This window comes from Nocardiopsis sp. JB363 (genome assembly GCF_900143625.1).
GTDB lineage: Bacteria > Actinomycetota > Actinomycetes > Streptosporangiales > Streptosporangiaceae > Nocardiopsis.
Genome location: NZ_FRFF01000135.1, coordinates 46814 through 69370, shown reverse-complemented (window position 1 = coordinate 69370; position 22557 = coordinate 46814). Strand labels below are relative to the sequence as shown.

23 protein-coding genes are annotated in these 22557 nt (G+C 68.8%); 7 read left to right on the top strand and 16 right to left on the bottom strand.

Annotated features, from left to right (window positions below; translation table 11 throughout):
- Window positions 1-52 precede the first annotated feature (52 nt).
- Together BQ8420_RS21220 and BQ8420_RS21215 are read right to left on the bottom strand one after the other, a co-directional pair.
- Entirely contained in the window at window positions 53-385 is a 333-nt protein-coding gene (locus BQ8420_RS21220) for an MGMT family protein (RefSeq protein ID WP_087100905.1), read from the bottom strand.
- Window positions 386-408: 23 nt separating this feature from the next.
- On the bottom strand, window positions 409-1041 hold the full coding sequence (locus BQ8420_RS21215) for a hypothetical protein (protein WP_200816032.1): 633 nt from the start codon (window positions 1039-1041) through the stop codon (window positions 409-411).
- 222 nt (window positions 1042-1263) lie between these two features.
- Between BQ8420_RS21215 and BQ8420_RS21210 the strand changes: the two genes are divergently transcribed.
- Together BQ8420_RS21210 and BQ8420_RS21205 are read left to right on the top strand one after the other, a co-directional pair.
- The gene (locus BQ8420_RS21210; RefSeq protein ID WP_087100904.1) at window positions 1264-1980 is read left to right on the top strand and encodes a helix-turn-helix transcriptional regulator; all 717 of its coding nucleotides are present in this window, start codon (window positions 1264-1266) and stop codon (window positions 1978-1980) included.
- A 9-nt stretch (window positions 1981-1989) separates the two neighbouring features.
- The gene (locus BQ8420_RS21205; protein WP_087100903.1) at window positions 1990-2907 is read left to right on the top strand and encodes a DMT family transporter; all 918 of its coding nucleotides are present in this window, start codon (window positions 1990-1992) and stop codon (window positions 2905-2907) included.
- A gap of 16 nt (window positions 2908-2923) precedes the next feature.
- Here the strand turns inward: BQ8420_RS21205 and BQ8420_RS21200 are convergent, their stop codons facing one another.
- Both BQ8420_RS21200 and moeZ read right to left on the bottom strand, forming a co-directional pair.
- Window positions 2924-3319 (bottom strand): SPW repeat protein, encoded by a 396-nt coding sequence (locus tag BQ8420_RS21200; RefSeq protein WP_087100902.1) that lies wholly within the window; start codon window positions 3317-3319, stop codon window positions 2924-2926.
- A gap of 156 nt (window positions 3320-3475) precedes the next feature.
- Complete coding sequence (gene moeZ, locus BQ8420_RS21195; protein WP_087100901.1) at window positions 3476-4639, bottom strand: adenylyltransferase/sulfurtransferase MoeZ; 1164 nt, start codon at window positions 4637-4639, stop codon at window positions 3476-3478.
- Between the two features lie 338 nt (window positions 4640-4977).
- Between moeZ and BQ8420_RS21190 the strand changes: the two genes are divergently transcribed.
- The 3 genes from BQ8420_RS21190 (at window position 4978) to BQ8420_RS21180 (ending at window position 7224) form a co-directional block, all read left to right on the top strand.
- On the top strand, window positions 4978-5148 hold the full coding sequence (locus BQ8420_RS21190; RefSeq protein WP_235006399.1) for a hypothetical protein: 171 nt from the start codon (window positions 4978-4980) through the stop codon (window positions 5146-5148).
- A gap of 289 nt (window positions 5149-5437) precedes the next feature.
- Complete coding sequence (locus tag BQ8420_RS21185) at window positions 5438-6076, top strand: TetR/AcrR family transcriptional regulator (RefSeq protein ID WP_087101009.1); 639 nt, start codon at window positions 5438-5440, stop codon at window positions 6074-6076.
- A 353-nt stretch (window positions 6077-6429) separates the two neighbouring features.
- Complete coding sequence (locus BQ8420_RS21180) at window positions 6430-7224, top strand: hypothetical protein (RefSeq protein ID WP_087100899.1); 795 nt, start codon at window positions 6430-6432, stop codon at window positions 7222-7224.
- A 153-nt stretch (window positions 7225-7377) separates the two neighbouring features.
- On the opposite strand, the gene BQ8420_RS21175 is transcribed toward BQ8420_RS21180, so the two are convergent.
- The 3 genes from BQ8420_RS21175 to BQ8420_RS21165 all read right to left on the bottom strand — a co-directional run bounded on the left by BQ8420_RS21175 (window position 7378) and on the right by BQ8420_RS21165 (window position 9084).
- Window positions 7378-7620, bottom strand: coding sequence for a hypothetical protein (locus tag BQ8420_RS21175; protein ID WP_087100898.1), 243 nt, complete (start codon window positions 7618-7620; stop codon window positions 7378-7380).
- Window positions 7621-7884: 264 nt separating this feature from the next.
- Window positions 7885-8196 (bottom strand): DUF6401 family natural product biosynthesis protein, encoded by a 312-nt coding sequence (locus BQ8420_RS21170; RefSeq protein ID WP_087100897.1) that lies wholly within the window; start codon window positions 8194-8196, stop codon window positions 7885-7887.
- A 204-nt stretch (window positions 8197-8400) separates the two neighbouring features.
- A complete protein-coding gene (locus BQ8420_RS21165) occupies window positions 8401-9084 on the bottom strand; it encodes a ferritin-like fold-containing protein (RefSeq protein WP_087100896.1) in 684 nt (227 codons plus the stop codon).
- A gap of 608 nt (window positions 9085-9692) precedes the next feature.
- On the opposite strand from BQ8420_RS21165, the gene BQ8420_RS21160 reads away from it, so the two are divergent.
- Window positions 9693-11276: a DEAD/DEAH box helicase gene (locus BQ8420_RS21160; RefSeq protein ID WP_087100895.1), complete on the top strand. Its 1584-nt coding sequence runs from the start codon at window positions 9693-9695 to the stop codon at window positions 11274-11276.
- A 52-nt stretch (window positions 11277-11328) separates the two neighbouring features.
- Window positions 11329-12237 (top strand): alpha/beta fold hydrolase, encoded by a 909-nt coding sequence (locus BQ8420_RS21155; RefSeq protein WP_200816031.1) that lies wholly within the window; start codon window positions 11329-11331, stop codon window positions 12235-12237.
- Window positions 12238-12336: 99 nt separating this feature from the next.
- On the opposite strand, the gene BQ8420_RS21150 is transcribed toward BQ8420_RS21155, so the two are convergent.
- The 9 genes from BQ8420_RS21150 to BQ8420_RS21110 form a co-directional block, all read right to left on the bottom strand.
- Window positions 12337-13365 carry an MBL fold metallo-hydrolase gene (locus BQ8420_RS21150; protein ID WP_087100893.1) on the bottom strand — a complete coding sequence of 343 codons (1029 nt, stop codon included), beginning with the start codon at window positions 13363-13365 and terminating at the stop codon, window positions 12337-12339.
- Window positions 13366-13488: 123 nt separating this feature from the next.
- The gene (locus BQ8420_RS21145; RefSeq protein WP_087100892.1) at window positions 13489-14364 is read right to left on the bottom strand and encodes a PHP domain-containing protein; all 876 of its coding nucleotides are present in this window, start codon (window positions 14362-14364) and stop codon (window positions 13489-13491) included.
- Window positions 14365-14416: 52 nt separating this feature from the next.
- On the bottom strand, window positions 14417-15082 hold the full coding sequence (locus BQ8420_RS21140; protein ID WP_200816030.1) for a DUF6758 family protein: 666 nt from the start codon (window positions 15080-15082) through the stop codon (window positions 14417-14419).
- A 106-nt stretch (window positions 15083-15188) separates the two neighbouring features.
- Window positions 15189-17081, bottom strand: coding sequence for a translational GTPase TypA (gene typA / locus BQ8420_RS21135; protein WP_087100891.1), 1893 nt, complete (start codon window positions 17079-17081; stop codon window positions 15189-15191).
- Window positions 17082-17294: 213 nt separating this feature from the next.
- Entirely contained in the window at window positions 17295-17723 is a 429-nt protein-coding gene (locus BQ8420_RS21130; protein WP_087100890.1) for a (deoxy)nucleoside triphosphate pyrophosphohydrolase, read from the bottom strand.
- A gap of 60 nt (window positions 17724-17783) precedes the next feature.
- Window positions 17784-19991, bottom strand: a complete 2208-nt coding sequence (locus BQ8420_RS21125; protein ID WP_087101007.1) for an ATP-dependent RecD-like DNA helicase — start codon at window positions 19989-19991, stop codon at window positions 17784-17786.
- A gap of 57 nt (window positions 19992-20048) precedes the next feature.
- Window positions 20049-20441 (bottom strand): MmcQ/YjbR family DNA-binding protein, encoded by a 393-nt coding sequence (locus BQ8420_RS21120; RefSeq protein ID WP_087100889.1) that lies wholly within the window; start codon window positions 20439-20441, stop codon window positions 20049-20051.
- Window positions 20442-20558: 117 nt separating this feature from the next.
- On the bottom strand, window positions 20559-21626 hold the full coding sequence (locus BQ8420_RS21115) for a hypothetical protein (protein WP_087100888.1): 1068 nt from the start codon (window positions 21624-21626) through the stop codon (window positions 20559-20561).
- Window positions 21627-21710: 84 nt separating this feature from the next.
- A complete protein-coding gene (locus tag BQ8420_RS21110; protein WP_087100887.1) occupies window positions 21711-22262 on the bottom strand; it encodes a hypothetical protein in 552 nt (183 codons plus the stop codon).
- Window positions 22263-22557: the final 295 nt, after the last annotated feature.

The following is a 22557-nucleotide window of genomic DNA, read 5'->3' as shown; positions in this document are numbered from 1 at the left end:
CACCAGAGGCGAACGACCATCCCGGACGACCCGGGAAGAGTCGGGTACCTCCTCATCCCCTGGTACGCCCGTCCCATCGGGCCTTCGCCATGTCCACCCGGTCGCTTCCCGGGCGCATCGGGGTGCCCTCCCCGGCGTAGTGGGACAGAGCTCTCACCTCGTGCCCCGAGGCCGGACGTCCGTCCGCACGCACCACCCGCCACCAGGGCACTCCCCCGCCCCAGTGGGACATGACCGCCCCCACCTGGCGGGGCCCGCCGCGACCCACGTACTCGGCGATGTCGCCGTAGCTCATCACCCGCCCCGAGGGGATCCGCTCCACCACCGACAGGACGTCCTCGGTGTACTCGTCGGGTCCACCGTCTTCGGGCAACGCTTCGGTCATATACGTGAGCCTAGCCACCGTTCCTAGAGACTGAGCATGGGTTGCGCATGCTCGGCCGAGCGCCCCGAACGGTCTTGGGCGTTCTGGTCCACCGCGTTCCGTCCGCGCCTGGCCCCATCGGATCGTGTCCGTGGTCCGCATGCGCGAGGGCGGTCTTCCTCACGCCCTGGGCCACGTGGTCCGGTCTGGAGGGTCCGATGCCCCGCACCATCACTCCGGTGATGCGGGGGCGGTGCCATCCGACGCCGGATCGCGTGCCCCAGGGCGCGCCTACCGATCGCCACCGCGGCGGCGGCGTGTCGGGAAGTCTTACGTTTCTTACTGGTGGTGGGTTTTTGCCAGTGCTGGGCACCCCACATCGAGGTGTAGGCAGGATCCACGGCGATCACACCGATACCGGCCTCGGCGCACATCGACAGCAGCCGGGCCCGGAGCCTGCCGGTGGGCATCCCGGAGATGAGCTGCCGGAACCGCTTCCTGCGGCCGTGCTTCTCCCGACTCTTGGCGTCGGTGAAGTCCAGGTCCTCCACCGCGATCGCTCGCACACCGCACCCGTGCGCCCAGCGCAACAACCGGGTCAAAGCGTGGCGGACCTGGGCGTCACGATGAGCAGCGGTGCCGGACAATCGGTAGTCGAACCGGCGCGGTGCGCCCATCGGGTTGCCGTGGGTGTCCAAACGCCATGCGGCCAGGTGGTCGGCCCAACAGACGAAAACCCCACCGACACCCGCGCCCGTCCGCCCGTTTCCGGTCGTCCACAGGTTCTGAGGGCGCCGGTGGCGGTGGACCCCCGTGGTGGTGTCTCATCGATATCGGGGGAGCCTTCGCTCCCGCCCACTTCGGTGTGCGCCGAAACGTCACCGGGGCATCCTGGAGACATGTCCGACACCGATGGCCCCCACCTGGCGGCGCTGGCCGCCCTGCTCGCCGACCCCACCCGGTCGACGATGTGCCTGGCCTTGTTGGACGGGCGGGCGTGGACCCTGAGCGAACTCGCCCGCCACGCCCGGGTGTCCGCGCCCACCGCGAGCGAGCACCTGAACCGGTTGGTCGAGGGCGGCCTGTTCACGGAGGTTCGGCAGGGGCGGCACCGGTACGTACGGCTGGCCGGGTCGGAGACCGCGTACCTGGTGGAGACCATGGCGGGCCACACCGTCCCGGAGCGGCGACCGGTGCGTTCGTTGGCGCAGAGCGCCCGACGGCGGGCACTGGCCCGGGCCCGCACCTGCTACGACCACCTGGCCGGGGCTCTCGGGGTGAACGTCACCCGGGCGATGTCCGAGCGCGGTCTGCTCGGGCAGGAGACCGGCTTCGCTCTCACCGGGGCCGGACTGGACTGGTTCGCCGACCTCGGGATCGATCTGCCGACAGGTGGCCGCCGCCCGTTGGCCCGCCCCTGCCTTGACTGGACGGAGCGCAGGCCGCACCTGGCCGGGGTGGCCGGCGCCGCACTGCTCTCCCACGCCCTGGACGCCGGTTGGTGTGTGCGGATCGGTGGCGGCCGAGCGTTGAGGGTGACCGACCGGGGCGCCCGTGACCTGGCGGACCTGTTGGGGTTGGGTACTTCGGCCGGCGCCGAAACGTCCGCGCCCTAGGTTCGGCGCATGACCGATCAGCCTCGTTCCCGGGCCGCGCTCGTCGCGGCCGGCATCACCGTCGTCCTGTGGGCCTCGGCGTTCGTCGCCATCCGCGCCGCGGGCGAACACTTCTCACCCGGTTCGCTCGCCCTGGGCCGGTTGGCCACCGCCTCCCTCGTCCTGTTGTCGATCGTGCTCGTCACCCGGCGGGGGCTGCCACCGCGCGCCGCTCGGCCGGGCATCCTGTGGTCGGGCCTGCTCTGGTTCGGGCTGTACATGGTGGCGCTCAACTGGGGAGAACAAGAGGTCGACGCGGGCACGGCGGCGTTGGTGGTCAACCTCGGCCCCGTGCTGATCGCCCTGCTCAGTGCACGCCTGCTCGGCGAAGGCCTGCCGCGGCCCTTGGTCGCGGGCACCCTCGTGGCGTTCTGCGGTGCGGCCGTGATCGGCCTGTCCACCGCCGGAAACGAGGGGGCCTCCCTGCCGGGGGTGCTGCTGTGTCTGGTGGCGGCGGTCGGCTACGCGATCGGTGTGGTCGCCCAGAAGCCGGCCCTTCGGCACGCCGACGCCCTTGTGGTGACCGCCTACGCCTGCCTGGTCGGCACCCTGTTCTGTCTGCCGTTCACCGGCGTGCTGGTGACCGAGGTGGCTGCCGCGCCCTGGCGGGCCACGGCGACCGTGGTCTACCTCGGGTTGTTCCCGACCGCGCTGGCGTTCACCACCTGGGCCTTCGCCCTGTCCCGCATGCCCGCCGGACGGCTGGGGGCCACCACCTACCTGGTGCCCGCCCTGGTCCTGGTCATGTCCTGGGCCCTGCTCGGCGAGACCCCCGTTCTCGGCGCGGTGGTCGGCGGGGCGCTCTGCCTGGTGGGGGTCGCCGTCTCCCGGCGGAAGGACTCCGGGACGGCGCGAAGCCGCCCCCGCGCCGGGGAGCGGCTTCGCTGAGAGTACGGCCGGAACGTCAGGGGGTGCGTGTGCTCACACCGGAGTCGTAGACGGCCCAGGCCCGCTCCGGGGCACGCCTGCGGACTCCGCGCGCCATGGTCAGGCCCACCGCGCCCAGGATCGCGATGGCGGCGCCGCCGATCCACGCGGTCAGCGCGGCTCCGGTGATGTGGGTGAACCCGAGCAGCCACGGGAGGAGGAACAACAGCGCTCCACCGGCGATCACGCCGACCTCGCCGGTCAACGCGCCGGGTCGGGTCAGCGATACCGTCGCGGCGACGATGACGCCCAGCCCCAGGAGAAGGAACACCCCTCCGGAGAACCCGTACATCCCGTGGACGACCCAGCTCAGTCCGACGGCCAGACCGAGGGCGATCGCCCCCCAATCGGCCCAGCGTCCCTTCATACGCATGACACCACCTCCAGGCAGCGGGGTGCGCGCCGATGGTCGACACGCGACCCGTGTCAGGACGTGTACCCGTTCCGCGGCCTTCCCTCCCCGGGAAACAGGAACGGGCGGCGCGGGAAGACCTCCCGCACCGCCCGTAGACGAACCCTCGAACCCGACCTAGTAGGCGGGCAGGCTCGGGTCGACCTGGTTGACCCACGCCAGGACACCGCCGCCGACGTGCACCGCGTCGCCGAACCCGGCGGCCTTGACCGCGGCCAGGGCCTCGGCCGAACGCACACCGGACTTGCAGTGCAGTACGACGCGCTTGTCCTGGGGCAGCTTCTCGAAGGCCTTGCCGTTGAGGAACTCGCCCTTGGGGATGAGCGTCGCACTCGGGATGCTGACGATCTCGTACTCGTTCTTCTCGCGCACGTCCACGAGGAAGATCTCGTCGGGCTTGTTGTCGAGGAGCACCTTGAGCTCCGGCGCGGTGATGGTGGAGTCCGCGGCGGCCTCGGTGGCCTCCTCGGACACCGCACCGCAGAACGCCTCGTAGTCGATGAGCTCGGTGACCGGCTCGGTCTCGGGGTCCTTACGGACCTTGACCTCGCGCCAGGTCATCTCCAAGGCGTCGAAGATGAGCAGGCGGCCCACCAGCGGGTCACCGATGCCGGTGATCAGCTTGATGGCCTCGTTGACCATGACCGAGCCGATGGAGGCGCACAGCACGCCCAGGACGCCGCCCTCGGCGCAGGAGGGGACCATTCCGGGCGGCGGCGGCTCGGGGTAGAGGTCGCGGTAGTGCGGCCCGTACTCGTTCCAGAAGACGCTGACCTGACCGTCGAAGCGGTAGATCGAACCCCACACGTAGGGCTTGTTCAGGATGACGGCGGCGTCGTTGACCAGGTACCGGGTGGCGAAGTTGTCGGTGCCGTCCAGGATCAGGTCGTAACCGGCGAGGATGTCCAACGCGTTGTCCGACTCCAGGCGCTCCTGGTGCAGGATCACCTCGACCCCGGGGTTCACCTCCTTGACGCTGTCCCGGGCGGACTCGGCCTTGGGCCGGCCGATGTCGCTCTGCCCATGGATGATCTGTCGCTGGAGGTTGGACTCGTCGACAACGTCGAAGTCGATGATGCCGAGCGTTCCCACACCCGCGGCGGCGAGGTACAACAGGGCCGGAGAACCCAGGCCGCCCGCGCCGACGACGAGGACCTTGGCGTTCTTCAGGCGCTTCTGACCGGCCATCCCCACGTCCGGGATGATCAGGTGACGCGAGTAACGGCGCACCTCGTCCACGGTCAGCTCGGCAGCCGGTTCGACCAGCGGCGGCAGCGACACGGTGACTCCTCATGTCTGTTCGGATTGCCTCGCACCCACACCCGCACCGAGGGGGTCCACGGCGGGAGGGGGCGGTGCGCGAAGCGGCTTTCACTTATACCCAACCTAACGGGTGGGGTTTTCCATTCCCACCCCGGGGAGGAGTGGCGCTCGTCGCCCCACGGGGCGTCCTGACCACCCCCAACCAACCGGACCCTCCGGTTCATTCCGCGCGGTGCCCCTGACACGACGATGGCGGCGGGTAGTGTCGCCGATACCGTCGACGACGTTGGGAGGACCCTGTGGCATCTTCCGATCAGCGAGGCACCGGCCGGACGCCCGAGGCCGAGGACCCGAGTGTGAGCGTTCCCGAGGCCGACGCGGCCGAGCAGCGCACCTCCGCGGGCGCGGACGACGAGGAGGGCCGTCGTTTCGAGGACACTTCCCATGACGCCGCCTTCGAGGCGAACGAGGCGGATGTGATCGAGCAGTCGATCGACGCCGGGGAGGACGAGGACGAACGCCGTTGAGGTCTCTTCGCGTGAACGCGAAGGCCGCCACCGTATGAACACCGGGGCCTTCGTCTCACGTATCGGACACTCGTTTGATGCCCCTTCTCACCTGCGATGTCGGGTTTCCGGCCCGTCTCGCATCGGTGGAAGTTCGCCGCACGCCGCCCACACTCAACTTACGCGGGAGTAAGATGAGGAAAAAGCCGCGGAGCGCGACACGGAGCCGAGGCCGCGTCCGTAGGCACCAGCCACGCAGATGTCCAGTGAATGGCGCGCATCTGCCATGCCGAGTTCGGAGGGTGTGGGTGTGACAGCTCCTTCAGACGCCCGCGCCCGGGGCACCCGCTTGCCCCGGGTCAGGCGGAGACGCCAACTCCTGGCCGCAGCACAGGAGGTTTTCGTCGCCCGCGGGTACCACGCGGCGGCGATGGACGAGATCGCGGACCGCGCGGGTGTCAGCAAACCCGTTCTGTATCAGCACTTCCCGGGAAAGTTGGAGCTCTACCTGGCCCTTCTGGAGGAACACTCCGAAGCGTTGGTGGAGAAACAGCGTGAGGCCCTGGAGAGCACCGAGGACAACCAGAAACGGGTCACGGCGAGCTTCCAGGCCTACTTCGACTTCGTCGCGGGGGACGGTGAGGCCTTCCGGCTGGTCTTCGAGTCCGACCTGCGCAACCTCCCCGCGGTTCGGGAGAAAAGCGAACACACGCTCCAGCGCTGCGCGGAGCTGATCGGTGAGGTGATCCGGCAGGACACGAGCATCTCCGACGACGAGGCGCACCTGCTGAGCATCGCCCTGGTCGGCATGGCCGAGACCACCGCCCGCTACTGGCTGAACAACCACGGTTCGGTGCCGCAGAACGCCGCCGAACAGCTGGTGGCCAGGTTGGCCTGGCGCGGGATCAGCGGTTGGGACCTGACCCGTTCGGCCGACGAGGGCGACTGACGGGATCGACCCGACCACGGCCCACGGCCGCAGGATTCGGCCCCCGGGTGCTTCGGGCACCCGGGGGTTTTCCTGTCCGTGTTCCCTTCGTGGTCACACCCCTCCTTCTCGGATTCCATCGGATCGGCACTCGAACGGCGCATTATCCTTTCGTGGGAAACACCATTCTTTCAGCGTTTCCCAAATTCTCCGCAAAGCCTGGGTAATCACCACGGCGAATCGCCATCGAACGATTCGATCTCCCGTTGCCGGGTATCGCGAACCTGAGAAGTACCGCGCTTCTCTTCGCCGTATTCGCTCGGATCCGGCCACCGGTTCGACGAGCGATACCAGCGATTCGGGGGTGAAGACGTATGGACATGGGTCAGGGTCTGATGGATGCCTGGTCTGCCGTAGCGAGTTTCGTACCGCTGCTGCTGGGATTCTTGGTGATCCTCGTTCTGGGCTGGATCATCGCCTGGTTGGTGGGCAAGGGGGTCGCCAAGGGCCTCCACAGCGTCGGACTGGACCGTGCCCTGCACCGTGGCGGTGTGGGTCAGTACTTCGAGCGCAGCCGCTGGACCGGAAGCGAGCTGTGCGGGAAGATCATCTACTACGTCGGACTGCTGTTCGTGCTGACGCTCGCGTTCAACGTCTTCGGGTCGAACCCGGTCAGCACGCTCCTCAACGACGTGATCTCGTGGATTCCGCACGCCATCGTCGCGCTGGTCATCATCGTGGTGGCCGGCATGATCGCCAAGGCCGTCAAGGACGTCATCAGTAACGCCCTGGGCGGTCTCTCCTACGGCGGTCTGTTGGGCAACATCGCCGCCGTGGCCATCCTGGCCCTCGGTGTGATCGCCGCGCTGAACCAGATGGGCGTGGCCGTGTCGGTCACCATGCCGGTGCTGATCACGGTGCTGGCGACCGTCGGTGGCATCCTCATCGTCGGTGTCGGTGGCGGTCTCATCAAGCCGATGCAGTCGCGCTGGGCGCGCTGGCTGGACGTCGCCGAACGCGAGACCAGCAGGATGAGCGAGGAGAGCAGCTACCGGGCCGGCCGCGACGCGGCGATGAGCCGTCCCGGCTCCACCCCGGCGACCGAGACCAAGGAGGAGGTCGCAGGCCTGCCCGGGCAACGCGGCAAGCGCGGCGAGTCCACCCCGTAGCCGCGAGTCCGCGCAAGACCCGTCAGACGGGTCGTGGGCCCGAGGAGGGCTCGGGACGACATGAAAGAGGGCGGGGCCCGGTGGCCTCGCCCTCGTCGTGCGTCGCGGTGGTGTGCCCCGCGGCCGTGGTCCCTGCCGCTTCGGCGGCCGGACTCACATGAATTCGGATTCGTTCAGCTCTAGTCGGGAGAGATGCTCGATACGTCGGAAAGCCAGGACGACGGTGGCGATCAGCGGGAGGAAAGCCAACCAGAAGACGACACTCCCGGGTCCCGTGAATACCATCGACGCGAGCGAAACGACGAAGATCAGTACGAAAAGCGCGAAATCGACGCGATCCTGCTGGATCAGGACGCCGACGGGTGGGCGCGCCGCCCCATGTCGACCGCTCCTCATTCGCATTCCTTTCTCGCGACCACGCGGGCCGCTCCACCAGTCACGGTGTTCGGGTCCGCCACCGGACCCTGAACACCACAGATCCCACTCTGCATTCCGCAGGGCTCGGGTTCCTGTCGGGCGCGCCGGGCCGTGAACGGCCTCTGTGGGGCCATCGTCACGTTTCAGCCTACGCCCGGTCTCGGCATTTCGCCGGGGAACCGGCAAGGGTGCCTCCCGCGAGAAGCTCGCGTCGAAGATCACACCGCCTGCGATAGGACCAACCTAGCGGACGAAACCGCGCTCCTTCGCCAAGCGACAGACGGCGAGAATTCGGAGAGTCTCCCAGTCGTAGCCGGCGTCATCGGAGTCCCAGCCGCGTTCGAGGCAACCGTCGAGGAAGCCGTGAAGGTACGTACCGAGCGTGCCGGCGTTGAGTTCGGCACCTCCGGAGACGATGCCGTCGCACACCTGTGCGGCATGCTGATCCAGCTCAGCGCACATCCAGGGCTCAAGCGGGCCCTGGAGCGGGCCGAGGCGGTGAAAGTCAAGGGTGAGTCCGGCCAGCGGGTGGCGCACGGAGGTCCCACGGGGCATGGAAGTACCTACTCGCGGTGGTCAGGAGACGGGAAACCTCCTCGACTATATGTGCACTTCACCAATGGATCGTAATGAATGTGTTGGAAATTACCCGCTCTTGACCAAGTCACCTCAAGTACGACCAAGTCATGGTCAAGCCTCGATAGAACGACAAAACCGGCATCCGTCGACGCGGATGCCGGTGTGCGCGGAAATCAGAGGTCAGTCGGCCAGCCCCATCGCGGACAGACGCTTGGCGTGTCCCTCGGTGAGCGACGCGAACATCCGGCTCACCGCGGCGAGGTCGCTCAGTCCGGAACCGTCCTTGCCGGTCCCGGCCTCACGGGTCACCAGCGCGGCGAGCTCGGGCCGCTCCACGGCCACGGACTGCGCCTGGCTCAGCGCTTCCCCCACGAGTCTGCGGGCCCACAAGGAGAGCCGACCGGCCAGCTTGGGGTCCAGCTCCAGGGCGGCACGGACCTGCTCGGCGATGAACTCGGCCCGGCCGTTCTCGGCGAGCACGTCCTCGACCAACTCTCGGGTCTCGGAGTCGGCGAGCTCGGCGACCTTGCGGTAGAAGTCACCGGCGATCCCGTCGCCAACGTACGTCTTGACCAGGCTCTCCAACCAACTCTGCGGTTCGGTGCGCTCGTGCCAGGCGTCCAACGGCGTCACGAACGGGGCCATGGCCTCCTCGGGGTCGACCCCGAGTTCCTCCAAACGGTCCCGGAGCAGCCGGTAGTGCCGCTGTTCGGTGGCGGCGAGGCCGGCGATGTCCCCCTTGGTGCGCAACGACGGGGCCAGGACCGCGTCGTCCGCCAATCGGAAGAAGGAACCGAGCTCGGCGTAGGCGAGGAGTCCGAGAAGATCGATCACGCCGGGGTCGGCGGAGGGGCCTGTGGTCATGTCCGTCAGAGTATCGGCAGGCGCTTTGAGTCCCGACCAGGGACTAAACGCGGCCGGAACACGGTTGCACTGCCTGGGAGCGGGTACGGTCTCGGCCGTCCACGGCCACGGTGAACTGCTATGTCCACCAGGCGAACCAACAGCTAGACTCTGTGTGATGACCAGCGTGCGCGATCTTCGCGCCGCCTACCGCGCCCCTCGCACGCGGGCCCTCCCGCGGGTACCTCTTCGGCGCCGCGGGGGCGGGTGCCCCGAGCGCGGGCGCCGGACACACACGACGTGTCCTCACGACCAGTGCGGCGTGAGGGAGCGATGGCCAAGCGCCCAGCGACGCACCGCACACGACAAAACCAGCGGATGGATCCGTACGTATCGCGGCCAGGGCACACCCCGGGTCGGGCCGCGCGGGTCCAGTCGGCAGCGCCACCGCGGTCCCCACAGCGATGCGGGAACCCGATGAGCCGCGCCCTCCGCGGCGGCCGGAAACCGCCCGCGACCGCACCCCGCCGCGGCCACGAACAACGCTGCGGCCCGCCCAGATGGAGGCCAGAGCCCTGAGCAGCACAACAGAGACAACGACACCCGTGACTACATTTCGCGATCTCGGTGTGAGCACCGAACTCGCCGATGCCCTCGAAGCCGAGGGCATCATCGCACCCTTTCCGATCCAGGAACTGGCTCTGCCCATCGCGCTGAACGGCAGCGACATCATCGGTCAGGCGCGCACCGGTACCGGAAAGACGCTCGCTTTCGGCCTTCCCCTCCTTCAGAGGGCCCAGGAGAACCCGGGCACCACCAAGCGGCCCCGCGCCCTGGTGGTCGTTCCCACCCGCGAGCTGGCCATCCAGGTCGCCGCCGACCTGACCACCGCGAGCAAGCGCAGCGGCGGTCGCATCCTCACCGTCTACGGCGGCCGCTCCTACGAGCCACAGATCAACGGCCTCAAGGAGGGCGTCGACGTCGTCGTCGGCACCCCCGGTCGGCTGCTGGACCTGGAGAACCAGAAGTACCTGCGTCTGGACGCCGTCGGCGCCGTGGTCCTGGACGAGGCCGACAAGATGCTCGACCTGGGATTCCTCCCCGACATCGAGCGCATCCTCACCAAGATTCCGGAAGAGCGCCAGATCATGCTCTTCTCGGCCACCATGCCGAGCGAGATCGTCACCCTCTCGCGCAACTACCTGCGTCAGCCCACGCACGTACGCGCCGGTGACGACAACGAGATCGATGGCTCCGCCATCACCAAGCTGATCTCCCAGCACGCGTTCCGCACCCACCAGATGGACAAGCCGGAGCTGCTCGCGCGTCTGTTGCAGGCCGAGGGCCACGGGCAGAGCATGGTGTTCTGCCAGACCAAGCGGGCCTGTGACCGGGTCGCGAGCGACCTCAAGTCACGCGGTTTCGCGGCTGCGGCCGTCCACGGCGACCTCGGTCAGAGTCAGCGCGAGCGCGCCCTGCGCGCCTTCCGCAACGGCAAGATCAACATCCTGGTCGCCACCGACGTGGCAGCCCGCGGCCTGGACGTCGACGACGTGACCCACGTGGTCAACTACGAGACGCCCGACGACGAGAAGACCTACACGCACCGCATCGGCCGAACCGGTCGTGCCGGGCGTACGGGCACCGCCGTCACCTTCGTGGACTGGCAGGAGATGCCGCGCTGGAAGCTCATCAACGGCGCGCTCGACCTGGACTTCCACGAGCCGGAGGAGACCTACTCCACCTCCCCCCACTTCTTCGAGGCCATGAAGATCCCCAAGGGGACCAAGGGCAAGCTGGCCGCGGACAAGCGCGGTGAGCACGCCGGTCTGGAGGCCGAGGAGGTCGAGGACATCGGCGACACCGGTCAGCCGCGCGGTGGTGACCGTGGTGATCGTGGTGGCCGCCGAGGTCGAGGCCGTGGCCGTACCGAATCCGGTCGTGGCGAAGCGGGCCGTGGCGAATCCGCTCGTACCGAAGCCGGCCGTGGTGAACAGGGCGGACGCCGTGGCGGCCGTAACCGCAGCCGTCAGCGGACCCGCAACGGAGAGACCGTCTCCGGTTCGGGTTCGGAGCAGAAGCCGACCGTTTCGGCGGCCGTGGAACGTCCCGCCGTCGCCGCCGAGCGTTCCGGTGAGGGCGAGGGTGACCGTCGGATCCGTCGCCGTCGCCGTACCCGCGGTGGCGCGCGCCGGGACCCCGAGAACACCTGATGTGCGTCGGGTTCTCCCGGGGCGGTGTGACGATCGTCTAGGGTGACCCGACGTGAGTACACCTGAGATCCTTGATCTGCCGCCGGGTGTGCGGCGCACGGACCTGCGACTGACGTACGGTCCGCTGGCCGCGCTCCGGGCTCTGCCCACTTCCGGCGGCACAGAACTGGCCCCCGCTGTCCTGGTGCATGGTTTCACCGGCAGCAAGGAGGATTTCATCGCCCTCCTCCAGAGCTTGGCACAGGCCGGGCGGGAGGTGGTCGCGATCGATCTGCCCGGCACCTACCGGTCGCCGGGCCCCGAGGCCCTCACCCCGACGCCCGGGGTGAGGCTCCCCGACTACCGTCTCTCCTCTCTGGGAGAGGTGGTCGCCGAGGTCTTGGACCAGGTCGGCGACGGTGGCCCCGTACATCTCGTGGGGCATTCGTTCGGCGGCCTGGTGTCCCGTGAGACGGCCCTGATAGAGGGCTCCCCGCTGGCTTCCCTCACCTTGATGTGCTCCGGCCCCGGCGCCTTGAGCGGCGCCGCCGCCGTCCGAGCCCGCAACCTCATCGCCGCGGTGTCGATGAACCCCACGAGTGGCCGCCTGCGTGAGCTGTGGGAAGAGCTGTTCGAGGCCGAGGCGCGTGCGCGTTCCGCCAAGTCGGAGGTGGTCGACTTCCTCCGTGACCGCCTACTGTCCAGCAGCGCCGTGGGGCTCATGCGCATGGCCGAGGACCTGCTGAGCGCCCCCGACCGTGTGGACGAACTCGCCGAGGTGGACGTGCCCATGCTCGTCGTCTACGGGGAGAACGACGACGCGTGGCCCACCTCCGAGCAGAACGACATGGCCGAACGGCTCGATGCCCGGCGTCTCGTGGTCCCGGGCGCGGGCCACTCCCCCAACGTGGAGGCCCCGGAGACCACATCGAGCGCGCTGACCGCCTTCTGGAACGAGACCGAGTCGGTCGGCCGACGCTGACCACCGCCCGCCCGGGTGCCCCTTTTCCGGGTTCGGGCCATGAACACGACGTGCCGCCGCCCGTTCGGGCGGCGGCACGTGTCGGTTCGACGGTCGGTATCAGACCCAGGAGTCGAAGTTCTTGTTCTCCTTCTCCACCGTGGTGGAGGGACCGCGGTCCGGGAGGACACGGGTGTCCGGCGGCAGCGTCAGCAGGTTCTCACCGATGGTGGCGAGCTGCGTCGTGTAGTCCAGGTGGGTGTCGCCGACCATGCCGGGGCCGCCCTCGCGAAGGGTGTCACCACCGAACACGGCACCGATCTGGCTGATGTAGAAGCCGACGGATCCGGGCGAGGTCCCGGGCAGCGGCAGGACGTCGATGTGCAGGTCGCCGACGTCGAGGGCACCGCCGCCCTCCACCTCGATCTCCGGGCGGTGTTCCGCGCCGTGGACGCGGCGCCAGGAGCGCATCTCGCGGGGGTGCAGGGCGATGTCCGCCTCGGTCTCCTCGGCGATGGCCAGGGCCGCCGTGATGTGCGGGCTGTAGCCGTTGGTGCAGGCCACGAGGTAGACCTCGCGGTCACCGATGGCCTCCAGGATCGCCTCCGCGTCGTAGGCGGGGTCGATGACGATGACGCCGTCCTTGTCGGCCTCGATGATCCAGGTGTTGCCGACGACGTCGAACTTGTCCTCGCCGAACTCGAAGACGCCGGCCGAGCGCACCCGGGTGATGCCTTCGGAGTCGGGGCCGGTGACGCCGACCTCTTCTTCTTCACCCGCGAAGACGTCGGATTCCTTGGATCCGTCGGATTCGGACTCTTCGGAGTCCGCGTCGGCGTCATCCTTCTCCGCGTCGTCCTCCGCAGTGTCCGCGTCGGTGTCGGTGTCCTCGGAGTCGGACTTCTCGGCTTCGGCCTCGTCGGTCTTGGTGTCGGTGTCCTCCGACTCCTCGTCCTCGACCGCCTCGGTCTTCTCCGCCTTCTCCGTCTTCTCGGAGTCGGACTTCTCGGTCGCGGTCTCCTTCTCCGCGCCCTCGACCTCGGACTCGACCGCGTCGTCGGTCTCCTCCTCGGTACCCTCCGCGACCTCCGTAGCGGAATCGGTGGCCTCCTGGCCTTCCTGCTTCTTCGACTTCCGCTTCCAGAACACGGTGTCAAACCCTTCGTCCAGATATGTGCTGATTCAACGCTGTGACCATTGTCGCGCTCTCGCGCAGTGGTCCGTACCGTACCGAACCCTGCGCATGCGGTGACCGCTCCGCCCGGTGATGGCTCAGCCTTTCAGGAGCGGTGTCCCGGTCGCGGGCGCGATGAGCTCCTCGAACGCCTCCGGAGCCGTGGTCCGGGCACCGAGCCGGTGACCCGTCAGGGAACCGTGGTCGTCACTGGATCCGGTGACCACGGCGCCCAGGTCCCCGGCGATCCCCCGCCACAGCTTGGTCTGCGGCCGGTTGTGCGAGGGATGGTCGGCCTCGATGCCACCGAGCCCGGCCGCCACCATGCGCTCGGCCAGTTCGACCGGGACCGACCCGTTCGTGGCGCCCTCCGAACGGGCCGGGTGAGCCAGGGAACACACCCCGCCCGCCTCCCGGACCAGACGCACCGCGCGAACCGGGTCGATCGCGTACCGGGAGACGTAGGCGGGGCCGCCGGAGCCGATCCACCGGTCGAAGGCGTCCTGCACGTTCTTGGCGGCGCCCGCCTCCACCACGGCACGGGCCAGGTGGGGGCGACCGATCGTGTTGGCGTCGGCGTGTTCGGGGTGCCCGGCGCCGGCGATCTCCAACACCCGTTCCCAGGTCAGGTCCACACCGTTCTCCTGGAGCTTCTCCACCATCTCCTCGGCCCGGGTGGCCCGGTCGTGCCGCACCCGGCGAAGTTCCCCCGCGAGCCCCGGGGACTCGGGATCGAACAGGTAGCAGACCAGGTGGACGCTGGAACCTTGGTAGGCGCAGGACAGCTCCATCCCGGGAACCAGGGTGAACCCGGCGGGCAGATGTCGTGCGGCCTCAGCCCAACCGCCGACCGTGTCGTGATCGGTCAGGGCGAGTACGTCCAGGCCGGCGTCGACCGCGTACGCGATGACCTCGGCGGGGGTATCGGTGCCGTCGGACACCGAGCTGTGTGAATGCAGGTCGATACGTGTCACCGGGCGATTGTACGTAAGTCGCGTGGTCGCCGCGTCGATCGCGGGCTCTCGGTCAGGCCGACGTGTCCCGGCGGGCGAGCATCCGCTCCAGGAACGGGCTCGGCGCTCCGAACGGAAGTTCGAAGGCGCTACCGCCGTCCCGCATATCCCTGAGGTCGCGCAGGGCGTTGATCTCGCCCATGAGGATGCCGGTGTCGGCGGAGGCGAACACCACCCACAACCAGTGGGCGAGCGCCTCACCGGCGTAGACGGCGCGGTCGCGTCCCACATCCAGGTTCCACAACGCCATCTCGTGGCCGTCGAAGCGCACCTTGGCGTCGGGCGGCCCCTTGTCGAACCCGAGGCCCGGGTCGGATCCCTCCAGACCCGCCAGGCGGGCTCCCAACCCGATACCGGGGTCCTCGGCGACGACGACGAGCTCTCCGACCCCGCCGAGCGGGTTCGGCCCGGACAGGGCCACAGCGGTGGCGAGCGCACCGGTGCGTTCGTCCCCGACTTCCGCGAAACCGGTGACCACCCAGCCTCCGGGCAGCGGCCACGGGATCCACACGGGAACCTGGGCGTGCGGGAGGACCGCTTCGAGCGTGGCGATGCCCGGGGTGCGTATCCCTTGGAGCGGCGCCACCGGACCGTGGGCGTCACACTGCCAGGCGCTGGTCCACAACCCCGGGGGTTGTACGACGCGCCCGCATCGTGGACACGAAGGCTCGGGTTTCATGTTCAGGTCATCTACCCGAGTGGGACGCATGGAAAACGCGGGGCGGACGGGACACCGGTGTGTCCCGCCCGCCCCATGCGTGCTCATCGAAGGCGCTCGGCCCCGATCAGCCGTCTCGACGCTTCTTGTTCGCGGTGAGCCGGCCGCGCTCCTTCTGGTCCAGGATGACCTTGCGGATGCGCACGTTCTCGGGGGTCACCTCGACGCACTCGTCCTCGCGGCAGAACTCCAGCGCCTGCTCCAGGGAGAGCATGCGCGGCGGCACCAGACGCACCAGCTCGTCGCCGGTGGCCGAGCGCATGTTGGTGAGCTTCTTCTCCTTGGTGATGTTGACGTCCATGTCGTCGGCGCGCGAGTTCTCGCCGACGATCATGCCCTCGTACACCTCGGTGGTCGGCTCCACGAACAGGACACCGCGCTCCTGCAGGTTGAACATCGCGAAGGGGACGGCCACGCCGGCCCGGTCGGCGACCAGGGAACCGTTGGGACGGGTACGCAGGTCACCGAACCACGGCTCGAACTTCTCGAACACGTGGTGGGCGATGCCGGTGCCTCGGGTCTCGGTGAGGAACTCGGTACGGAAGCCGATGAGGCCGCGGGAAGGCACCAGCCAGTCCATGCGCACCCAGCCGGTGCCGTGGTTGACCATGTTCTCCATGCGGCCCTTACGGACGCTGAGCAGCTGGGTGATCGCACCCATGTAGTCCTCGGGCGCGTCCACGGTCAGGCGCTCGACGGGCTCGTGCAGCTTGCCGTCGACGGTCCTGGTGACCACCTGCGGCTTGCCGACGGTGAGCTCGTAGCCCTCGCGACGCATCTGCTCGACCAGGATGGCCAGCGCCAGCTCGCCACGGCCCTGCACCTCCCAGGTGTCGGGACGCTCGGTGGGCAGGACCCGCAGGGAGACGTTGCCGACGAGCTCCTTCTCCAGGCGGTCCTTGACCAGGCGCGCGGTGACCTTGGCGCCCTTGACCCTGCCGACCAGCGGCGAGGTGTTGGTGCCGATGGTCATGGAGATGGCGGGCTCGTCCACCTTGATCAGCGGCAACGCCACCGGGTTCTCCAGGTCGGCGAGGGTCTCGCCGATCATGATGTCCTCGATACCGGCGATGGCGGCGATGTCACCGGGACCGGCCTTCTCCGCGGGCTTGCGCTCCAGCCCCTCGGTCATGAGCAGCTCGGTGATCTTCACCTGCCGAACGCTGCCATCGGTGCGGATCCACGCGACCTGCTGGCCCTTGCGGAGCTCTCCCTGCTGGACGCGGACCAGGGCCAGCCGGCCGAGGAACGGGGAAGCGTCGAGGTTGGTGACGTGGGCCTGCAGCGGCGCGCCCGGAACGTACTCGGGCGCCGGGATGGTGTCCAGGATGGTGCTGAACAGCGGCACCATGGTGTCGTTGTCGGGCATCTCGCCGTTGCCCGGACGCGCCTGCGAGGCCTTGCCGTCACGCGCGCAGGTGTAGACGATCGGGAACTCGATCTGCGACTCGTCGGCGTCGAGGTCCATGAACAGCTCGTAGGCGTCGTCCACGACCTCGGCGATCCGGCTGTCGGGCCGGTCCACCTTGTTGATCACGAGGATGACGGGGAGTTTGGCCTGGAGGGCCTTGCGGAGCACGAAGCGGGTCTGCGGGAGGGGGCCCTCACTCGCGTCGACCAGCAGGACGACACCGTCGACCATCGACAGACCGCGCTCGACCTCACCACCGAAGTCGGCGTGACCGGGGGTGTCGATGATGTTGATGACCACGTCCTCGCCCTCGGGCGTGGTGTAGTGCACCGCGGTGTTCTTCGCGAGAATGGTGATGCCCTTCTCGCGCTCCAGGTCATCGGAGTCCATGACCCGTTCGTCGACGGCCTGGTTCTCGCGGAAGACACCCGCCTGCCAGAGCATCGAGTCGACGAGGGTCGTCTTCCCGTGGTCGACGTGGGCCACGATGGCCACGTTGCGCAGGTCGGTACGGCGGGCGGAGCCCTCCAAGGGCGTGGCACTGGACATGCTTGAGACTCGTTTTCCTGTACTGGGTAGAGACCGCAGGGTGCCACGGCCCATCGCCAGTTTATGTGGTCATAGTGGTCTGAGCGGGAAACGTACAGGTCGCACCGGTTATCTTCGTCACCGCGAAAGGCCCGGGAGCAGAGGACACATAGCCCTTCACACCTGCGTTCGCGGCCTCGACGGGCGACGATTCCTGTACTTCGTACGCGGAGGTCAAGCGGGTTGTGCGTCCGCTTTCAGGAGCCTCCCGAGGGACTCCAGGAAAGGGCGGTCGGCGGGTAGCCAATCGAGTTCGCGCAACCGCGTCGGATCGACCCAATCCAGGGCGAGGTGTTCCAGGGGGCGGGGTTCGCCGGCCAGGAGTTCGGCCCTGAGCAATCGCAGCACCGTGGGGCGGCCCAGGCGTTCGGAGATCGCCGGGAGAGGGACGTCGGGGCCGATCGGGTCGCCGGCCCTGATGATGACGTCGAGTTCCTCCCGGCACTCGCGAACGACGGCCTCGGAGGGGGTCTCCCCCGGTTCGGTCTTGCCGCCGGGGAACTCCCAGCGGCCACGGGTGGCGGCGGGTGCGGCCCGTTGGGCGGCCAGGACCCTGCCGTCACGGATGACGGCGGCGCCCACCACGATCAGTTCGTTTCGCACAGCTCCCCAGCCTAGGGGAACGCGGCGAGCGCGCCATCCCCTTTTCGGGGGCCCGGGTGTTCAGGCGGCCGAGTCGAAGTCGGTGGTGCGACGTAGCCGGTGTGCCAGTGAGGTGTACCGACGGCCCGAGGAGGCGTTGCGGACCGCCTGGGCCAGGGCACGGCGGGAACCCACCAGCACCACCAGCCTCTTGGCACGGGTGATTCCGGTGTAGAGCAGGTTGCGCTGGAGCATCATCCACGCGCTGGTGGTGACGGGGACGACCACGGCCGGGTACTCGCTGCCCTGGGAGCGGTGCACGGTGATGGCGTAGGCGTGCGCGAGCTCGTCGAGTTCGGCGAAGTCGTAGGTGATCTCCTCATCCTCGTCGGTGCGCACCGTCATCTCCTGGGCGACGGAGTCCAGACCGGAGACCACGCCGAGGGTGCCGTTGAAGACGCCGTTGCGTCCCTTCTCGTAGTTGTTGCGAATCTGGGTGACCTTGTCGCCGACCCGGAAGATCCGGCCACCGAAGCGACGTTCCGGCACCCGGTCCCCGGAAGGGGTGAGCGCCTGTTGAAGGGCGGTGTTGAGGTTGGTGGCCCCGGCCGGGCCACCCTTCATGGGGGCGAGGACCTGGACGTCGCGGAGCGGGTCCAGCCCGAACCGGCGAGGGATGCGGCGTGCCACCACGTCGACGGTCATCTCCGCGGCGGAATCGGCGTCCTCGCAGGGAAAGAGGAAGAAGTCGTCCATCCCCTGGAAGTGCGGTGGTTCACCTTGGTTGACCCGGTGCGCGTTGGTGACCACGCCGGACTGCTGGGCCTGGCGGAACACGTGGGTCAGGCGCACGTTGGGGATCGGTGACCCCTCCTCCAGCAGGTCCCGCAGGACCTGGCCGGCTCCGACCGAGGGCAGCTGGTCCACATCACCGACGAACAGCAGGTGCGCCCCGGGTGGGACCGCCTTGACCAGCTTGTTCGCCAGGATCAGGTCCAGCATCGAGGCCTCGTCCACCACGAGCATGTCGCAGTCGAGGGGGTTGTCGCGGTCGTGCGCCGCCTCTCCGCCGGGGCGCAGCTCCAGCAGACGGTGCACGGTGGCGGCCTCGTGGCCGGTGAGTTCGGTGAGGCGCTTGGCGGCGCGCCCAGTGGGGGCCGCCAGGATGACCTTGGCGTGCTTGGCCATCGCCATGGTGACGATGGAGGAGACGGTGAAGGACTTGCCGCAACCGGGGCCGCCGGTGAGCACGCACACCTTTCGGGAGAGCGCCTCCTTGACCGCTTCGCGCTGGGCTTCGGCGAGGGAGGCGCCGGTGCGCCGGTCGAGCCAGTCCAGCGCCACCGGCCAGTCCACGTCGGTGAAGGCGGGCATGCGCTCCTCCGGGCCCTCCAACAGGACGCGCAGCCCGGAGGCCAGACCCATCTCGGCACGGTGGAAGGGCAGCAGGTAGACGGCTCGGACGGGTTCGCCCTCCGGCCCCGGCACGGTCTCGCGGGCCACCCCCTCCTCGGCGACCAGCTGGGCCACACACTCGATGACCAGGCCGGACTCCACCTGGAGGATCTTCACCGCGGCGGAGATGAGCCGTTCCTCGGGCAGGAAGCAGTGCCCGTCGTTGCTCGACTCGGAGAGGGTGAACTGGATGCCGGCCATGACCCGTTCGGGGCTGTCGTGCGGGATGCCGACGGCCTGGGCGATGGTGTCGGCGGTCTTGAAGCCGATCCCCCACACGTCGGAGGCGAGCCGGTAGGGCTCTTTCTGCACCACGTCGATGGAGGAGTCGCCGTACTTCTTGTAGATGCGCACGGCCAGGGAGGTGGTGACTTCCACACCCTGCAGGAAGACCATGACCTCCTTGATGGCCTTCTGTTCCTCCCAGGCGTCGGCGATGAGCCCGGTGCGTTTGGGGCCCAGCCCCGGCACCTCGATGAGCCGTTTCGGTTCCTCCTCGATGACGTCGAGGGCGTCGGTGCCGAAGTGCTCGACGATGCGTTCGGCCATCTTCGGGCCGATGCCCTTGATCAACCCGGAACCCAGGTAGCGGCGGATGCCCTGCACGGTGGCGGGCAGCACGGTGGTGTAGTCGTCGACGTGGAACTGGCGGCCGTACTGCGGGTGGGAGCCCCAACGGCCACGGAGCCGCAGCGCCTCGCCCGGTTGGACCCCGAGCAGGGAGCCGACCACGGTGAGCAGGTCATTGCCGCCCCGACCGGTGTCGACCTTGGCGACGGTGTAGCCGTTCTCCTCGTTGGCGTAGGTGACGCGTTCCAGGACCCCCTGGACCACCGCCTGACCGCCGGAGGAGGACCGGGATGGTTCCGACACCGGGCGCTCCCTCCTTCCTCAGTGTTGGGCGTCGATCGTCGGGGATTCCTCACCCAGGACCGCGAGCACCCGGTCCCGGTCGGCCCGCCGCAGGCCTCGGGCGACCGACCGGTAGGAGTGTTCGAGCATCTCCAGGAGCTCGTCGCCCGGGACGGTGCCGTCCAGCCGCACCGAGTTCCAGTGTCGTTTGCTCATGTGCCAACCGGGGGTGACGGCCGGGAACTCGGCACGCAGTTCCAGAGCGAGTTCCGGGTCGCACTTGAGGTTGACCACCGCCGGGTCCGTGGGGTTCAGCAGCGCGAACATCCTCTGCCGGGAGACCTTGTAGACGAGGAGTCCCGAGCCGAAGGGTTCGCTCTCGTCGGACTCGGGGAACCACAGGGCCGCGTCGATGAACTGCTCCGGTGTCATGCGTCCCCCCTTTCACCTTGTCGACTTCGAGCCTGCCAGATGTCGACGACGGTCGGGAGTGCCGTCTGGGAATCTGTGGACGACGCGCGCCGTTCCCGGGCAAGCCGACGTACGGCGTCAGTCGCGGTCGAGGTCGGCGAGCTCGGCCACGCGCAGGGCCATCTCCTGAGCACGTACCAGTGCGTCGAGTTCGGGGTCCCCCGCCTCCGCCCCGACGGCCTCCACCGCGATGCCGTCCAGTTCCCTGGCAGCGCGAAGATCGCGTTCCTCCGCCTCGGCGGCACGGATCAGGTCGGCGTACCGTTCCAGCAGCCGGATCCGCTCCTCGACCCGAGCGACGTCCCTGGCGAGTGTGTTCGCGGCACGTTCGGCGGCCTCTCTGCCGCGTCCACCATCAGTGGGGGCCACCTCCATGCGCCCTCTCAGCCCGGACTGGCGTCGGAGGGCGGTGGCCAGAGCCCACTCGGTCCCGCCGAGCACCACGCGGTCCCGGATCGGGTCGCGCAGCACCTCGTCGCGCAGTCGGGAACCCAGCACCGTGTCCACCGCCCGCTGGGCGCGGACCAGGAGCAGGGCCGACGGTTCGTCGAGCACCCCGGGGACGACGTACCGGCCTCGGGCCTCGTCGACGATCCGTCCCGGGCCCCCTTCCACCGCCTCCTCGCTCCGGCGTCGCGTGTACAGGGCGGAGCCGCCTACGGAGAGGACGGCGAAGACACCGACCGACACGGCGAGCAGTGTGGACATGCCGGGCAGCGCCACTCTCAAGAGCACACACCAGAGCAGTGCGTACAGCACCAGCAGGAGGGGGCGGTAGCGGCCCCGGTGCGAAACATCAGGGGCGGCGTCGCCGTCGGTACGGACGCCCTCCAAGGCCAGGGCCAGACGGCGCGCGCCCTCCGCGCCGAGTTCGGGGTCGATCGAGGCGCGACCGGAGGGGCGCGTTCCGGGCGTCTCCTCCGCCACGCGGTCCCGAACCTCCATGGCGCGCACGGTGAGGACCGGCGTTCCCCGGGAGTCCTCGGCGATCATCCCCCAACGGATCAGGTCGGCCTCGGTGCTGGGAGCGCCCGGTCCGGGACGCCAGGCGTCCATGGTGCCCGGGACGAGCGTGGCCTCGCGCAGCGAACGGATCATCGCGGGGGTCAGGTGGACGGTGGAACCGTCGAAGAGCACGAGCTTCAAGGTGGGGGATCCTCACGGCCCTCAAGGAACGACGGTGGGCCGAGGTGGCGGTGCGCCCACCCCTCCCGCCACTGGTGGCCGACCTCAGAGCAGCCCGAAGAAGGCGCGTCCCTCCTTGGAGAACATGTTGGTCAGCATCCAGACGGTGAAGCCCAGCGGCACCAGCATGAGGAATTCACCGTGGAGGAGTCCCCACCCGAGGATGAGCCCGGCCAGCCCCTGGAAGACCACGGTGCCCCAGTAGACGCCGACGGTGCGGCGGCGCAGGCGGAGGCCCAGCAGCAGCGAGAGACCACCGTAGAGCCCGGTGATCACCGCCATCACGGCCATCATCGAACGCATCATGGCCGCGTCGATGTTCATCTCGACGCCCTCGGCGGCCATGTACGCGGCCTGCTGGTCGAGGGCCTCGGTCATCGCCTCCTCCGGCGCGGCCAGCCCCATGAGGAAGAGCAGGGCCAGCAGCAGACCGGGCACACCCCCGATGAACATCAGCGTGCGGGTGGTGATGACCTTCCGGGGCATCGGGGCATCGGGCCGCAGCGCCTCGAAGTGGGCGTTGAAGTCCGGCATCCCGGGCTGCGGCGGGACCCCGCCCTGCTTCGGGTCGTACGGGTCCTGGCCAGAGGAAAACACGGACGCCCTCCGAGGGAAGTGATCGAGACCGACTTTCCCTCCATGGTAGAGGGGCGACGTCCCTGGAACCACGAGCACGGTGGCGATACACGACCATCGGGACCGAAAAGTGTCACCCACGGCGACCGGAAGCCGTCCACGGTGACCCAGGGCGAGCCGCCGGCGTCGAGAACCTTCAGACGCACAGGAGATTCTGCAAATCGTAACCCTGGCGTCCGTGCCTCCACACCCTGTCCCCTTTATGGTGAACGAACTCCGACCCCTGCCCTCGCACGACGGCACCCCCGCCCCCGAA

Bases quoted from the DNA above. Each gene is read 5' to 3' on its own strand.
- BQ8420_RS21220 (WP_087100905.1), bottom strand. From the start codon at position 385: ATGACCGAAGCGTTGCCCGAAGACGGTGGACCCGACGAGTACACCGAG.
- BQ8420_RS21215 (WP_200816032.1), bottom strand. From the start codon at position 1,041: ATGGGCGCACCGCGCCGGTTCGACTACCGATTGTCCGGCACCGCTGCT.
- BQ8420_RS21210 (WP_087100904.1), top strand. From the start codon at position 1,264: ATGTCCGACACCGATGGCCCCCACCTGGCGGCGCTGGCCGCCCTGCTC.
- BQ8420_RS21205 (WP_087100903.1), top strand. From the start codon at position 1,990: ATGACCGATCAGCCTCGTTCCCGGGCCGCGCTCGTCGCGGCCGGCATC.
- BQ8420_RS21200 (WP_087100902.1), bottom strand. From the start codon at position 3,319: ATGCGTATGAAGGGACGCTGGGCCGATTGGGGGGCGATCGCCCTCGGT.
- BQ8420_RS21180 (WP_087100899.1), top strand. From the start codon at position 6,430: ATGGACATGGGTCAGGGTCTGATGGATGCCTGGTCTGCCGTAGCGAGT.
- BQ8420_RS21175 (WP_087100898.1), bottom strand. From the start codon at position 7,620: ATGAGGAGCGGTCGACATGGGGCGGCGCGCCCACCCGTCGGCGTCCTG.
- BQ8420_RS21170 (WP_087100897.1), bottom strand. From the start codon at position 8,196: ATGCCCCGTGGGACCTCCGTGCGCCACCCGCTGGCCGGACTCACCCTT.
- BQ8420_RS21165 (WP_087100896.1), bottom strand. From the start codon at position 9,084: ATGACCACAGGCCCCTCCGCCGACCCCGGCGTGATCGATCTTCTCGGA.
- BQ8420_RS21140 (WP_200816030.1), bottom strand. From the start codon at position 15,082: ATGAAACCCGAGCCTTCGTGTCCACGATGCGGGCGCGTCGTACAACCC.
- typA (WP_087100891.1), bottom strand. From the start codon at position 17,081: ATGTCCAGTGCCACGCCCTTGGAGGGCTCCGCCCGCCGTACCGACCTG.
- BQ8420_RS21120 (WP_087100889.1), bottom strand. From the start codon at position 20,441: ATGACACCGGAGCAGTTCATCGACGCGGCCCTGTGGTTCCCCGAGTCC.